This window comes from Janthinobacterium sp. SUN073 (genome assembly GCF_030397665.1).
Taxonomy (GTDB): Bacteria; Pseudomonadota; Gammaproteobacteria; order Burkholderiales; family Burkholderiaceae_D; genus Janthinobacterium.
Window position 1 is genome coordinate 41873 of the sequence record NZ_JAPUBT010000002.1, and the last position, 13099, is coordinate 54971.

The following is a 13099-nucleotide window of genomic DNA, read 5'->3' on the forward strand; positions in this document are numbered from 1 at the left end:
ATTGCGCTAACGGTCATGGCGTAGCCGTGCACAACGCCCCGCATTTCATTTTATGGACGGCGCCCGCCTGCTTTGAACAAGCCAGCGCCCGCTTTATTGCCTGCAAGACGGCGCAGGATTGCACGCTGTAGTTCCCCACACCATATAGAAGAGGACGATATGCGCATCACGAGCCTGGCGTTGCTGCTGTTAACTTGTTGCGGCGCGGCGCAAGCGGCGCCGCCCGCCACGCCATCCATCTGCGCCTCGCCCGCGCAAGCCGTGCGCGAACAGAGCTACGTGCCTATCAATGGCATCGAGCAATGGGTCACGCTCACGGGCGCCGCCTGCGGCAATCCCGTGATCCTCTTCATCCATGGCGGCCCCGGCAATGCGCTGAGTCCGTACGCGGATGCCATCTATGCGGGCTGGGAACGCCACTACACGCTGGTGCAATGGGACCAGCGCGGCGCGGGCATGACGTATGCGAAACAGCGCCCGACGGACGACGTGCCCTTGACTGTGGAACAGATGCGCGACGACGGCCTTGCCGTGGCCCGCTATCTGCAGCAGCACCTGGGCAAGGATAAAGTCATCCTGATGGGCAGTTCCTGGGGATCGATTCTGGGCGTGCACATGGCCAAGGCGCGCCCCGACCTGTTCCACGCGTATGTCGGCGCGGCGCAGGTGGTCAATGCGCGGGACAACGAGGCCGGCATGTACCGGGAGGTAATGGCGCTGGCGCAGGCGGCCGGCGATATCGCCACGGTGGACAAGCTGACGGCGCTCGGTGCGCCGCCATGGACGGACCCGCGCAACTTCGGCATCTTGCGCCGTTTCGACCGCAAATATGAAGGATTGGCAACGGATGCGCCGCCCAGGCACTGGTGGCAACCGGCGCCGTTCTACGCCACGCCGCAAGCGCTGGCCGATGCCGAGGCGGCCGATGATTACTCGTACATCCAGTTCATCGGCCTGCGTGGCGACGGCATGTTTGCCAAGGTCGACCTGCCCGCGCTGGGCACGCGCTTTGACTTGCCCGTGTTTTTCATCATGGGCGAAGCGGACTTGCTGACTTCGCCCGTCACCGCGCGCACGTACTTTGACAGCATCACGGCGCCGGCCAAGGGTTTTACGGTGGTAAAACGGGCCGGGCACGACCCCAATCAGGCCGTGCTCGACGCCCAATGGACGGTCTTGCGCGACCAGGTGGCGCCGCTGCTGAAGCGTTGATCCATTAAACCACCCGGCGTGCCCTTAGATGCAAATGGCGGATGGTCGCCGCGGCCGCGATCAGGATGGCGGAAGCCGTTGCCAGCACGACAATAAATGCCTTGTCGAAGGCCGAACGGGCCAGTTCCGACACTTGCAAGCCCAGTTCGACCGGCAATTGCTCGGCGGCCAGTAGCGCCGCATCGAGGGTGTCATGGGCATTCGGCAGCAGGCCCACGCTTTCCGGGATCACCAGGGTGGCGCTGTAGACGGCCGACAGAATCGTGCCCAGCACGGTGACGCCGATGACGGCGCCCAGCTCGTACGACACTTCCTCGATCGAGGCGGCCATGCCGGCCTGTTGCGGCGCCACGTTGAGCATCACGGCGCTCGACGCGGCCGTCATGACGGCGCCCAGGCCCAGGCCCAGGATCACCAGGCTGGCCACTTGGGCCGAGACGGCGGCGTCATGCAGCACGAGATACGATGCCATGCCGATACCGGACAGCAGCAGCGAACCCCACAATACCTTGGCCTTGTCGGCGCGCGGCAGCATGAAACCCGTCAGCGGGCCGGCAAACACGGACGCCAGCGGCAGCGGCAACAGCAGCAAGCCCGCTTCCAGCGGCGACAGTTCCCGCACCAGCTGCATGTGCTGGCTCAGCGCCAGTTCCATGCCGATCAGGGCGGCCGAGGCCACCATGGCGGCGGCCACGGCGCTGGAAAACGGCAGTTCGCGGAACAGGGCGAAGTCGATCAGCGGCTTGGCTTGCCGCTTCTGGCGGCGCACGAATTTGAGCATGAAGAAGGCGCCCACGGCGAACGAGGCGGCGGCCAGCGCATACGAGGGCTGCGACTTGCCCAGTTCCTTGATCGCATACACGCCACCAAGCAGACCCATCATGATTTGCAGGGAACCCTTCAAGTCCCACGGCTTGTCGCGGTTACCGGCCCGTTTCGGCAGGACGACGGCAGCCAGCACCAGGGTCAGCAGCACGATGGGCACGTTGATCAGGAAGACGGAACCCCACCAGTAGTGTTCCATCAGGAAACCACCGAGCACGGGGCCGAACGCGGCGCCGCCCGAGGCAATCGCCGCCCACACGCCGATGGCGAACGAGCGCTCACGGTTGTCCGTAAAGGTCAGCCGGATGATGGACAGGGTGGCCGGCATCATCAGCGCGGCGCCAATGGCCAGCAGGATGCGGGCAAAGATCAGCCATTCCGGCGCGGGCGAAAACGCGGCGCACAGCGAGGCGATGCCGAACACGGTCAGGCCGGCGAGGAAAACGGGTTTATGGCTCAAGCGGTCACCGAGGGTGCCGAGGCCGGGCAGCAAGCCGGAGACGACCAGCGCGTACACGTTGATGATCCACAGTTTTTGTGAGGAAGTAGCCTGCAAGTCGCGCGTCAGCGCGGGCAAGGCGGTGTAGAGCACGGTCATGTCGACCACGATCAGGAATAAGGCGCTGGAGACGATGGCCAGCGTCAGCCATTTTTTCATTGGATGCATAAACAACTCATGGATTTTAGTGTAACTTTTAACAACTATCGGTGTGGATGAATTTGGTGCTGCGCAAATATTTACGTTCCAGGCTGCCACGGGCCTGGGCTTGTCGGGGGCGGCGGGCGTCAGCCACGGTCGCCATCCTTGTCATCCACCGCGGCGGACATTGCGTCAAGTTCGCGCAGCATGACGACGGACACTTGCTTGAAACCCCGTCCCTGGAAGAATTTCTGCGCCGTCAAGTTGTGCGCGCCGCATTCGAGGAACAAGCGGGCGATGCCGTGGCCGCGCAGCTCGTCGGCCACCCACTCCACCAACTGGCTGCCGATGCCGCTGCCGCGCACGGCGGGCAGCAAGACCAGGTCGTCCAGCGCGGCGAACGATTTCGAGGCGCGCTGGCGCGTGTCGATGGAGACGAGGGCCATGCCGACGATGGCGTCACCGGCAGTGGCGACGGCCAGCAGGGTCGAATCGCCATGCGCCCAGTCATGCGACAGGGCGGCGCGGATTTCGCCGCGGATGACCTCAGGCAAGTCCGCGCGCCAGTTGCCGGGCGCGTCGGCGCGTTCGCCCTGCAGCTCCGAATGGGAGATATAGTCGGCGCTGACGTTATCAAGATATAACTTGCACAGCGCATCTTCGGCGCTGGCGTCGTGACACCAGGCAAAGCTGATGACGGGGGAATTGGCTTGGGCGTTTTTCATGGCGGATCTCATGTTATTGAATTAGTAAAGGCATTTTATGTCGCCCCTGAATGGCATTCAAGTTAAAATCCATCTATAAAACAGATAGGTGGATGCCATGCAATGGACTTTGGAACAAATGCGCTACTTTGAAGCGGCCGTCGCGGCCGGTTCTTTCTCGGGCGCGGCGCGCCGACTGGGCCGCGCGCAATCGGTGGTCAGCACCTCGATCGGTCTGCTGGAAGCGGAATTCGGCGTGGAACTGTTCGACCGCTCACGCCGCAGCGCCGTGCTGACGGAAGCGGGCAAGGTAATGCACCTGGAAGCGTGCGAACTGCTGCGCCAGGCCGAGCGATTGCAGTTGCGCGCCCAGTTGCTGAGCGAGGCGCCCGAAGCGCAGCTGACCCTGGCGCTGGACGAAGCCCTGCCCTACCTGGCCATCAGCAAGCTGGTCAAGGAACTGGCGGCGCGCTACCCGGCGCTGGAACTGGTGATGCTCAACGCCACGGCCTCGGAAGTGGCGCAATACGTGGAGCAGCAGCAAGCCGACGTGGCTTTCCACTTCGACCGCGGCCCCATCTCGCCCATACTGGAACAGCAGCACATCGGCAGCGTGGCGCAAGGCGTATTCGTGGCCAAAGGCCACGCGATGGCCCACGGCCAGGAAGTGAGCCGCAACGAGCTGACCCGCTATCGCCAGCTGATCATGGATTCCGACCTGAACCGCGAACACGCCTTCAGCCCCGCCGTGTGGTTTTCCGACAGTTTCTACAGCATCGCGGAAATGGTCGCGGACGAGCTGGGCTGGGCGATTCTGCCCCTGAACATCGCCAATTACGACAACTACAAGGGCTATCTGCAGGAAGTGCCCTGCCCTGCGCTGGCCTTGTCGCGCCTGCCTGTGCGGCGCCTGTCGATCCACGGCAAGAAGCTGAGCGAGACGAGTTTGTGGCTGACGACCAGGCTGGCGGAGTTGTTATTGGATGGGCCGCGAGGGTGAGTCAAGGAACCGGAGCTTAAGGGGAAATAAGGGGCGAGGTATGGCACAATCGTGAATGGGCTGAACTTGAATGATTGAAAACAGCTGCATGAAATAACGAACGCTGGCATCTTTGTTGATGCTGGCCGTATTTTCCAGTCAAGGGATTTAATGAGTATTAACACCAAACTGAAAAAACTCGAAGATAAGGCCATGGCCAAAGGCGAGTATGCGGTCGCCGCAGCCGCAGCCCATCTGTTGCACGATATTGGCTGCGTGGACAAGCAGATTAACCTGGTCGGTGCGCTGCACGAAGTCGGCTACCTGCAAAATTCGTTTTCTCCATACTGGAAAGAATTCAGAACTGATGAATCGGCATGGATAGAACGCTGCTTGGCCAGGCTTGTCACTGCTGATCATGACTATTGGGCGCTTGCCGCGCTTCTGGGTTGCAATGGTCCAACGACCATCAGCATCGCCATTGGCCAGGGTTTCAAATCGGCTGCAACAAGGCTGTACGAACGTTTCGACAAACCCAAGGTCCATGTCGATACTTTATATTTGAAAGCCAATGGAGAAGTGCTGCTTCCTGTATTGGAAGTCGGCTATGACATCAAAGACATGAAAACTGTCGACATGGGAAGAGCACGGGCACTTAGTCTGAAGAATAAACAATGGAAGCCAGGTGATCGTATGGGCGACGGCGGACTGTCTCTTTCCATGCAGGCCAAACTTCCGCATGGCGCATGGCGCTCGGTATGGACGGCTTTTAAAACATGGGATGCATGACGACATGATAAATTGCAGGACAGTCAATGCTTGGCTGGAAATGGCGCAAGACGATGAGGTGTTCATTGATACCGACGACATCAACCACGAAGCCATCACCAATATGTGGAGCTTTTCGCCCACGGACGAGGAAACGCCGCAGATTCATGCGGCCGATATCGTTGAATTCATCGGCCAGGTGATCGCGGCGCGCCGCAGCGCGCTCGCTGGCAAGGATATGCTGTTTTATTGCTGGCATGATGCGCAATGCCGCCAGTTGCGCTTCAGCCTGGTGTCGCGCTCGCATGGGCGGCTGCCGTTTGGCTGCGAACTGCGCGAAACGCAGGATATGGCGCTGATCGCCGAGCGCGTGGTGAACGGCGATTGGCGCATCGAGGATCCCATGCAGGCACCGTCGGAGGAAGGCGATGAGCAGGAAGCCGCGCCGTTCGTCCTGCCCGTGTTCGTGGTGGCTGTGCCGTAGGAATCAGCACGCCACAATCAGGCCTGAAAGCGCGCGGGCCGGCAAGCCTCCAGAGCGGACGCTGGCTCGCCATCGACGATTTCCTCGCTGGCAAGCTCGCCCACGATGGCCGCCAGCACCACGCCCGGATGCATGGCGCACACGTATGCGCCTGCCACATGCGGCAGATAGCCGATGACGGGCACGCCGTCAAAGGGCATGGGGCGCAGGCCGACGCAGGCGAATGCCGGCACGATGGCCTCGGCGCCTTCCAATTCATCGCGGATGGCGCTGGCCGTGCGTTGCGCGATGGCGGCGGGCTGGTTGTCCGGCGCGTCGTCCACATAGTCTTCCGCCGCCAGCATGGTGCCATCTTCGCCCTGCCGCACCTCCATTACATGGCTGGAAATGATGCCGCGCACCAGGCCGGGCGGCGCCTGGTAGCGCAGGAAGATGGCGGGCGAGGCGTGGATGGGCAGGCTGGCGCCCAGTTTCTGCGCCAGCGCGGCAGTACCCGTACCTGCCGCCAGCACGATCACATCCGCATCGATGACGCCCGTGGCCGTTTCCACGCCCGTCACCTGCGCGTCCCGGACCGTAAAGCCCAGCACGGGCGTGTGCGTGCGGACGATCGCACCGAGCGCCCGGGCCGCTGCCAGCAAGGCATGCGTGGCGGCAACGGCGTCGAGGGCGCCCTGCTCCGGTTCGTGGACGGCCTGTTGCGGTGGCTGCCGCAGCTGCGGTTCAAGCTGGGCGATGCGCGAGCGGTTTATCAATTTGGATGACGAAGACACGCGCCCATCCTGCGTGCCATACGACAAGGCGCCGTGCCAGCGCAGCGTCAGGCCGGGTACTTGCGTTTCCAGCTTGCGCCAGGCCGCGATGGCGCCGCCGCGCAGGGCCGCAATGGGGTCCGGCCCGGCGCAGGACGTGTTAATCCACGCAAACGAGGTGCCAGTCACGCCGGAAGCGATGCCGCCCGCCTCCACCACGGTGACTTGTGCGCCCTTGCCGGCCAGGTGGTAGGCGAGCGACGCGCCGACGATGCCGGCGCCGATGACGATGATGTGTTGGGGGGCTGCCCGCAGCTCCAGCGCATACGCATGGCCATCGACAACGTTACCTGCCACCATGGCAATATCGGGCACGGCCATTCCCTGCACAAAACCGCAGCGTTCCAGCACGCGGATCGAGGCCGCATTGCCGTCGATAGCGCAGGCGCACAGACGTTGCAGCTGCCATTCGTCTTGCGCCAGGGCGATCAGGTACTGCAGCGCGGCCGTGGCCAAGCCCTTGCCCGCCTGCTGCTCGCCGATGCGGTAGCCGACTTCAGCCACGCCTTGCTGCCGGTCAATGTCCTTGAGGTTGGCGCGCCCGATCAATTGTCCGTGTTCGTCGACGATGACGCAGGGGTGCATGCGGCCCTGTGCGTGCTGGTCCAGGAACTGGGCGATGTGCGCGTGGACGCCGTCGATGCTGTAAAAATCGTCCGGGCGCCGGTCGATATGGCGCTCGAACCAGGCCCGGTTGGCCTGTTCGAAGGCCAGCAAGGGCGCGGCGTCGCCGGGGCGCAGGGTGCGGATGGTGTGTGTGCTCATGCAGACTCCTGGAAAGGCATCAGTCTAGTGACACGCCGCCTGGCCCGTCAATCTTGATTCCATCAATCAATATAAAGGGACAGCCGCTACAATGGCCGCCATGAACAACGATCTGTCCGCTCCTGACGCGGCGCGCCTCCTGGGCGTCAGCCTGCCCACCCTGTATTCGTATGTCAGCCGGGGCTTGCTGGCGTCCGTCAGCGACGGTGCATCGCGCCGCAAGCGCTATCCGCAGGAAGAGGTGCTGCGCCTGGCGGCGCGCAAGAGCGATGCCAAACGCGGTGGCCAGACGGCCGTGGCCGCCATGCACTGGGGCTTGCCCGTGCTGGAGACGCAGATTTCGCATATTGCTGACGGACGATTGCTGTATCGCGGCTGCGATGCGACGGCGCTGGCGCAGCAGGCGACCTTGGAAGCGGTCGCCGGGCTGCTGTGGGACGACAACGCGAGCGACTATTTTCAGCAAGATGCGCCGGCCCAGCAGCCAGGACTGGCCAGCGCGACGGATGCGACGCCGCTGGCGCGCGCCATGCTCGCCATGGCCATGCTGACGCCAGCGGACATGCCGCACGCGCTGCAATCCGGCCCCGCCTTGATGCGCCTGCTGGCCGCCGCCTTGCTGCAAGCGGCGCCGTCCGCCTTGCCGCTGCACCGGCAACTGGCCCAGGCGTGGAACGCCGACGCGAACCAGACTGAATTGCTGCGCGCCACCCTCGTGCTGCTGGCCGACCATGAATTGAATACGTCGACCTTCGCCGTGCGCTGCGTCGCCTCGACGGGCGCCAGCCTGCCCGCCGCATTGGGCGCGGGCTTGGCAGCCTTGTCCGGAAACAAGCACGGCGGCGGCAGCGCGGCGGCCAGGTGCATGTTGACGCAGGCGCTGGCCGCGCCAGACGCCAGGGATGCCATCGGCGCCTTTTACAAGATGTTCGCGCCGGAATTCGCCGGTTTCGGCCACCCGCTGTATCCGCACGGCGACCCGCGCGCCGCGTATCTGCTGGGAATCTTGTCAACGATGGGGCATGGGCACCCGCAACTGGCCGCCATCCTGGCGGTGTGCGCGGCGGCGGGGCAGTTGCTCGATGCCAAGCCGAACGCCGACCTGGCGCTGGCCGCCATGGAGCTGGCGTTCGGCTGGCCCGAGGGCGCGGGCATGAGCATGTTTGCGCTGGCCCGCTCGGCCGGCTGGATCGCGCACGCGGCCGAGCAAGCGGCCAGCACGGCCCTGATACGCCCCCGCGCGCGCTACATCGGACGCCACCAGCGCGACCAGCAATAGTCGCTTGATTTATTACGCATACGTAGTAGTATACTCCGTATGCGTACCAATACCTCGCCCCAATCCGACCTCCCCGATGCCACCTGCCCGCTGGGCGAGCGTTCGCCGCGCCTGTTCAATCTGCTCAACCTGGCGCGCCAGAACCTGTTCCGCTCGGCCGATGCCGTCTTTACCAGCGAACTGGGATTTTCCGGCACGCAAGTCGTCGCCCTGTTTGCCCTGAAGGGCGAGGAAGGCTGTCAACTCAAGGATCTGGGACGATTGTTGCAACTGAAAAACTCGGCCGTCACGGGCCTGGTGGCACGCATGGAAGAAAACGGCCTGATCGTGCGCGGCCAGTCGGCGCTCGATGCGCGGGCCGGCACCCTGCACATGTCGCCCAAGGGCGGCGAGGTGCTGGCCGCCGCCCTGCCCCTGCTCGACAGCCTGAATGCACAACTGAAAGCCGGTTTCAGCGAGGAGGAACTGGCCGTCGTCGCCCGCTTCCTGCTGCATGCCTCACGCCTGCGTTTTGCGCAGGACGTCTGACTTATCCCTTCACCACCACCACAGGAGTTACCATGCACCCCAACGACATGACCGGCTTGCAACTGATGCAAGCTTTCGCGCAAGGCCTGTTTCCCCGGCCCGGCATTTCCAAAACCATGCCCATGGACGTGCATACTGTCGAACATGGCCGTGTCATCTTCACGGCGACTGCAAATGAAACGCACACCAATCCCATGGGCGGCGTGCACGGCGGTTTCGCCGCCACCGTGCTCGACACGGTCACGGGCTGCGCCACGCATACGGTCTTGCCGGCCGGCGAAAGCTATGGCACGACGGACCTGAACATCAAGATGTGCCGTCCCCTGCCCTTCAACGTGACGGTCTACGCCGAAGGCAAGGTCATCAATGCGGGACGCAACCTGGTCATTTCGGAGGGCACGATCCGCGACGAGGCCGGTAAAATGTACGCGCACGCGACCGCCACCTGCATGATCATCCGCCCCCGGGAACAAGCGGCCGCATGATACGGCCCGGCACTAGTTTGTGCAGTTTTTAGCTGTATCAACATTCAGAAAAATTGAAATTTTGCATGAAAGGCACTATCCGATGGAGTTCGATGTAAGCGCTGAATCCTATAATCGCTACGGCGGACACACAACGTTGTCTCCGATCGGGGATTTTCTTCTGGCGGGAGGTGGCAGTTTTGGAGACGCGATCAAGGAAATTGCAATCACGCTTCACTTTGGAGACTCTGGTCCGGCAAAGAAGACCTTGGAATCTCTCCTGGAGACGCACAACCATTTCCGGTCAACGCTACCCAAGATCACTTATCGAAGAGCAAAGGGCAAGGTCGAGATCGATATCGCCAGCGAATTGATGGAAGGTCGGGACTGGATGCGTTCTTCAACATTGTCGTTGCCACTTTTTAAAGCAGGTGTTGATGAAGTCATCAATGCACTGGGGCTATTGAGAACGCGATTGAAGCGCACGGATGATTTTAGCTTGGAAAAATTTCTAGACCACTGCGAAGCTGCCAAGAAACGCATCCCGAATTCGGAGGAAGCGCTGCAACAGCTTGCATCCGGGCTGGAGGCAGCAGCACAAACCAAGCGTGATGAAATGTCACCTTGGGAGAAGTTGGGAATCGATTGGGAGGACTTTCATCCCAAAGCGCGCGAAATTTTGGATGACCCATTTTTTTGGAACTGCGCGGATGATTTCTCGCCGAACGGCAATGATACTGGAGCCGATCTTCTGCAGAGCTATCGCGATTGGCACAAGGCGCACAAGGACGTCATGCCAATTCGATTCCTTGAGAAACTGGCAAAGCAATGGGGATACTCCGACATCAACGCCATGGACGATGATGTTCGCTGCGAAGCGTCGATTGCTCTCGCATTTGCGGATATAAAGTTAAGAGCGGCATGCGACCAACAGGCGCGACAACTGGCATTGGACTGTATCGGGCAGCAAAGAGCTCAGGCGCTGGCCGCCGGGAACTGGTCTCATCGCGAAGAAAAGCTCAATGCTTTGAATCAGATGGAAGCAAAGTTGAAGCAAATGGATAACCCCATGGTGCATTTGACGCGCTGAAGCGCACCGATCACTTCTATCGTGCCGCCGATGCGCTCAACGAAAGGCCGCTGGACAAACGCATCAGTTCCCCGGGCTGACGGAGACGGTGTCCACGTCTGCCTGGTTTGCTCAGGATGTCTGAAATGGAGCCGCCTGTATCGCCGCTGTAGCAGTCGTCCGACTGATACAGCATGTGCTGGTACGCGGCGCCTTGTATCTTGTCCCTGCCGTGCCGCGCTTCTAGACTGGGGTCTTCTCCACGCTGCGACTGCCTGCCATGACCGACCTTCTTCCCCTGATGAGCTATTGCTTTGTGATGTCCGCCACGCCCGGGCCGAATAACGTCATGCTGGCCACCACCGGCGCCAATTTCGGCTATCGCGGCGCGCTGCCGGTTATCCTCGGCATCCAGGCCGGCATCTTTGTGCAGACCATGCTCATGTGCGTGGGGCTGGGCAGCGTGTTCGTCGCGTACCCGATGGCGCAGCAGGTACTGCGGATCGCGGGCGCGCTGTACCTGATGTTTTTGGCCTGGAAGCTGGCCGGCGCCTCGGTGGCGGGCAGCAGCGCACCGAAGGCCGTGTCGTTTGCGCAGGCGGCGCTGTTTCAGGCGCTGAACCCCAAGAGCTGGCTCAAGGCGATCACCATGGCGTCCGTCTTCATGCCTGCGCACAGCAACATGCTCGCCAGCGCCCTGCTGGTGACCGTGATCGGCACCATGGTGGGCATGCCGTGCAACGCCATGTGGGCGCTGTTCGGCGTGTCGATCCGCGGCGTGCTGAAAGCGCCCCGCAACCAGCGCATCTTCAATCTGGCGATGGGTGGCATCCTGCTGGTCCTCGCCGTGACGTTTTTACGCTAGACTGCCACCCATGTTCGTCATCGACCGCTCCTCACCCATCGCCCTGTTCAAACAGATCGAGGCCGCATTGCGCCTGCAGATCGCGCAACGCGTCCTGCCTGGCGGGACCAGGCTGCCGTCGATCCGCCAACTCGCCACGCAACTCGCGGTCAGCACCAACACCGTGGTGGTGGCGTATGACAGGCTGGTGGCCGCCGGCGTCATCGACACGCACGGCACGACAGGCTTCTTCGTCCGCGCGCCAATGGACGCCAGCCGCGCCATTCCCGACGAGGTGGCGCTGGAAGCGGGCCAGGAGCAGGAGCCGGTTTGGCTGAGCCAGCAAGTGAACGACCAGCGGCCGGGCGTGCTGCTGGCCAGCAGCGGCGCCCTGCCGCCCACCTGGCTGCAGGACGCGCTGCCGGCGGCCGCCGTGCAACGTGGCCTGGCGCGCAGCGCGGCCGGCATGGCCTCGCGCTGTCCGCCGCAAGGGCTGGCCGAACTGCGCGAGCAGATCGCGCTGCTGTTGCGCGGCATCGGCATCGCTGCGGACGCCAGCCACATCCTCACCACGTTCGGCGGCACCCATGCCATCGATCTGATCTGCCGCACCTTCCTGCAGCCCGGCGATACGGTGCTGGTGGAAGACCCCGGATACTTCCTGATGTTCGGCAGGCTGCGCCAGGACGGCGTGCGTCTGGTGCCCATCCAGCGCCGCCCCGATGGTCTCGACCTGGACGAGCTGGAAGCGGCCTGCCGCGTGCACCGTCCGCGCCTGCTGTTCGTGCAGACGGCGTTGCACAATCCCACCGGGTGGAGCAGCAGCGCCGCCAACCTGCACAAGGTGCTGATCATGGCGCAGCAGTATGGCTTCCTGATCGCCGAAGACGACGTGCACGGCCATTTCCAGCCGGGCCACAGCACGCGGCTGGCGTCGCTGTCCGGGCTGGACGGCGTGATTTACTACTCCAGCATGTGCAAGGCGCTGAGCCCGGCCCTGCGCATGGGCTACCTGGCCGCGGCGCCTGCCCTGCTCAAGCTGCTGATGCGCACCAAGATCCATTCCATCATGACCTTGCCTGCGCTGAACGAATATGTACTGCTGGAGGTGCTCAAGGCCGGCAACCTGCGCAAGCACCTGGAGCGGCTGCAACGCAAGATCATGGTGGCGCGCAACGCCAGCACGCGGCAACTGAGCGCGGCCGGCGTGCTGTTCGAGCAGCCCGGCGACGCCGGCATTTTCCTGTGGGGCAGCATGCCCGACGGGCTGGACGTGGACTTGCTGGTGCAGGACGCCTACCGCAACAAGATCCTGCTGATGCGCGGCGCCGCGTTCTCGGCCAACGACACGCCCGACCAGCACATCCGCTTCAACGTCGCCTTCAGCCAGCATCCCCGCGTGAGCGCCTACCTGGAAGAACGCCTGCGCGCGGTGGCTGGCGCACGCTCCAGCCTGGCCCGCGCCAGCGGCAGCGGCAGCATCGCGCGTAAGGATGCTTAAAGGATCGCTGCCCCCGGGTTCCTGGCAGGCATGGCTGCCTCATGCGCTTGAGATCGTTGCAAAGACCAGCGTTTGTCGCGAATCATGCTCCAACTTGCTGAAAGTCGTATCCATCGCCATCTATGCGACCTTGCCGATAGACTGGGGCGGGCTTTTGGGCGTAGTGACAGGAAAGCCTCACGCAACACGGATATTGTTCACCAGTGCGCTATTTTCCCTGCTTGT

Annotated in this window: 13 protein-coding genes; 10 read left to right on the forward strand and 3 right to left on the reverse strand. The window is 62.8% G+C overall.

All coding sequences use genetic code 11. The annotated features are described in order from the left end of the window. Positions 1-159: 159 nt before the first annotated feature. Positions 160-1212, forward strand: a complete 1053-nt coding sequence (locus tag O0882_RS08205) for an alpha/beta hydrolase (RefSeq protein ID WP_289946942.1) — start codon at positions 160-162, stop codon at positions 1210-1212. Between the two features lie 4 nt (positions 1213-1216). Here O0882_RS08205 and O0882_RS08210 read toward each other — a convergent pair whose 3' ends face one another. Both O0882_RS08210 and O0882_RS08215 read right to left on the reverse strand, forming a co-directional pair. After that, positions 1217-2695 carry an MFS transporter gene (locus O0882_RS08210; RefSeq protein WP_289947749.1) on the reverse strand — a complete coding sequence of 493 codons (1479 nt, stop codon included), beginning with the start codon at positions 2693-2695 and terminating at the stop codon, positions 1217-1219. Positions 2696-2823: 128 nt separating this feature from the next. Further along, the gene (locus tag O0882_RS08215) at positions 2824-3402 is read right to left on the reverse strand and encodes a GNAT family N-acetyltransferase (RefSeq protein ID WP_289946943.1); all 579 of its coding nucleotides are present in this window, start codon (positions 3400-3402) and stop codon (positions 2824-2826) included. Between the two features lie 97 nt (positions 3403-3499). Here O0882_RS08215 and O0882_RS08220 point away from each other — a divergent pair, with 97 nt between their 5' ends. The 3 genes from O0882_RS08220 to O0882_RS08230 all read left to right on the forward strand — a co-directional run bounded on the left by O0882_RS08220 (position 3500) and on the right by O0882_RS08230 (position 5612). Continuing rightward, on the forward strand, positions 3500-4381 hold the full coding sequence (locus O0882_RS08220; RefSeq protein WP_289946944.1) for a LysR family transcriptional regulator: 882 nt from the start codon (positions 3500-3502) through the stop codon (positions 4379-4381). A 150-nt stretch (positions 4382-4531) separates the two neighbouring features. Continuing rightward, a complete protein-coding gene (locus O0882_RS08225; protein ID WP_289946945.1) occupies positions 4532-5149 on the forward strand; it encodes a hypothetical protein in 618 nt (205 codons plus the stop codon). A gap of 40 nt (positions 5150-5189) precedes the next feature. Beyond that, positions 5190-5612 carry a hypothetical protein gene (locus tag O0882_RS08230; RefSeq protein WP_289946946.1) on the forward strand — a complete coding sequence of 141 codons (423 nt, stop codon included), beginning with the start codon at positions 5190-5192 and terminating at the stop codon, positions 5610-5612. A 17-nt stretch (positions 5613-5629) separates the two neighbouring features. Here the strand turns inward: O0882_RS08230 and O0882_RS08235 are convergent, their stop codons facing one another. Next, entirely contained in the window at positions 5630-7189 is a 1560-nt protein-coding gene (locus tag O0882_RS08235; RefSeq protein WP_289946947.1) for an FAD-dependent oxidoreductase, read from the reverse strand. A 100-nt stretch (positions 7190-7289) separates the two neighbouring features. Here O0882_RS08235 and O0882_RS08240 point away from each other — a divergent pair, with 100 nt between their 5' ends. The 6 genes from O0882_RS08240 (at position 7290) to O0882_RS08265 (ending at position 12874) form a co-directional block, all read left to right on the forward strand. Further along, positions 7290-8468 carry a citrate synthase family protein gene (locus tag O0882_RS08240; RefSeq protein ID WP_289946948.1) on the forward strand — a complete coding sequence of 393 codons (1179 nt, stop codon included), beginning with the start codon at positions 7290-7292 and terminating at the stop codon, positions 8466-8468. Between the two features lie 39 nt (positions 8469-8507). Continuing rightward, positions 8508-8996: a MarR family winged helix-turn-helix transcriptional regulator gene (locus tag O0882_RS08245; RefSeq protein WP_289946949.1), complete on the forward strand. Its 489-nt coding sequence runs from the start codon at positions 8508-8510 to the stop codon at positions 8994-8996. A 32-nt stretch (positions 8997-9028) separates the two neighbouring features. Beyond that, positions 9029-9481, forward strand: a complete 453-nt coding sequence (locus O0882_RS08250) for a PaaI family thioesterase (RefSeq protein WP_289946950.1) — start codon at positions 9029-9031, stop codon at positions 9479-9481. Between the two features lie 82 nt (positions 9482-9563). After that, complete coding sequence (locus O0882_RS08255) at positions 9564-10550, forward strand: hypothetical protein (protein ID WP_289946951.1); 987 nt, start codon at positions 9564-9566, stop codon at positions 10548-10550. A gap of 259 nt (positions 10551-10809) precedes the next feature. After that, positions 10810-11394, forward strand: a complete 585-nt coding sequence (locus O0882_RS08260; protein WP_289946952.1) for a LysE family translocator — start codon at positions 10810-10812, stop codon at positions 11392-11394. Positions 11395-11404: 10 nt separating this feature from the next. After that, positions 11405-12874 carry a PLP-dependent aminotransferase family protein gene (locus O0882_RS08265; RefSeq protein WP_289946953.1) on the forward strand — a complete coding sequence of 490 codons (1470 nt, stop codon included), beginning with the start codon at positions 11405-11407 and terminating at the stop codon, positions 12872-12874. The last annotated feature ends 225 nt before the right edge of the window (positions 12875-13099 follow it).

Bases quoted from the DNA above. Each gene is read 5' to 3' on its own strand.
- O0882_RS08205 (WP_289946942.1), top strand. From the start codon at position 160: ATGCGCATCACGAGCCTGGCGTTGCTGCTGTTAACTTGTTGCGGCGCG.
- O0882_RS08235 (WP_289946947.1), bottom strand. From the start codon at position 7,189: ATGAGCACACACACCATCCGCACCCTGCGCCCCGGCGACGCCGCGCCC.
- O0882_RS08230 (WP_289946946.1), top strand. From the start codon at position 5,190: ATGGCGCAAGACGATGAGGTGTTCATTGATACCGACGACATCAACCAC.
- O0882_RS08210 (WP_289947749.1), bottom strand. From the start codon at position 2,695: ATGAAAAAATGGCTGACGCTGGCCATCGTCTCCAGCGCCTTATTCCTG.
- O0882_RS08220 (WP_289946944.1), top strand. From the start codon at position 3,500: ATGCAATGGACTTTGGAACAAATGCGCTACTTTGAAGCGGCCGTCGCG.
- O0882_RS08240 (WP_289946948.1), top strand. From the start codon at position 7,290: ATGAACAACGATCTGTCCGCTCCTGACGCGGCGCGCCTCCTGGGCGTC.
- O0882_RS08245 (WP_289946949.1), top strand. From the start codon at position 8,508: ATGCGTACCAATACCTCGCCCCAATCCGACCTCCCCGATGCCACCTGC.
- O0882_RS08260 (WP_289946952.1), top strand. From the start codon at position 10,810: ATGACCGACCTTCTTCCCCTGATGAGCTATTGCTTTGTGATGTCCGCC.
- O0882_RS08250 (WP_289946950.1), top strand. From the start codon at position 9,029: ATGCACCCCAACGACATGACCGGCTTGCAACTGATGCAAGCTTTCGCG.
- O0882_RS08265 (WP_289946953.1), top strand. From the start codon at position 11,405: ATGTTCGTCATCGACCGCTCCTCACCCATCGCCCTGTTCAAACAGATC.
- O0882_RS08255 (WP_289946951.1), top strand. From the start codon at position 9,564: ATGGAGTTCGATGTAAGCGCTGAATCCTATAATCGCTACGGCGGACAC.
- O0882_RS08225 (WP_289946945.1), top strand. From the start codon at position 4,532: ATGAGTATTAACACCAAACTGAAAAAACTCGAAGATAAGGCCATGGCC.
- O0882_RS08215 (WP_289946943.1), bottom strand. From the start codon at position 3,402: ATGAAAAACGCCCAAGCCAATTCCCCCGTCATCAGCTTTGCCTGGTGT.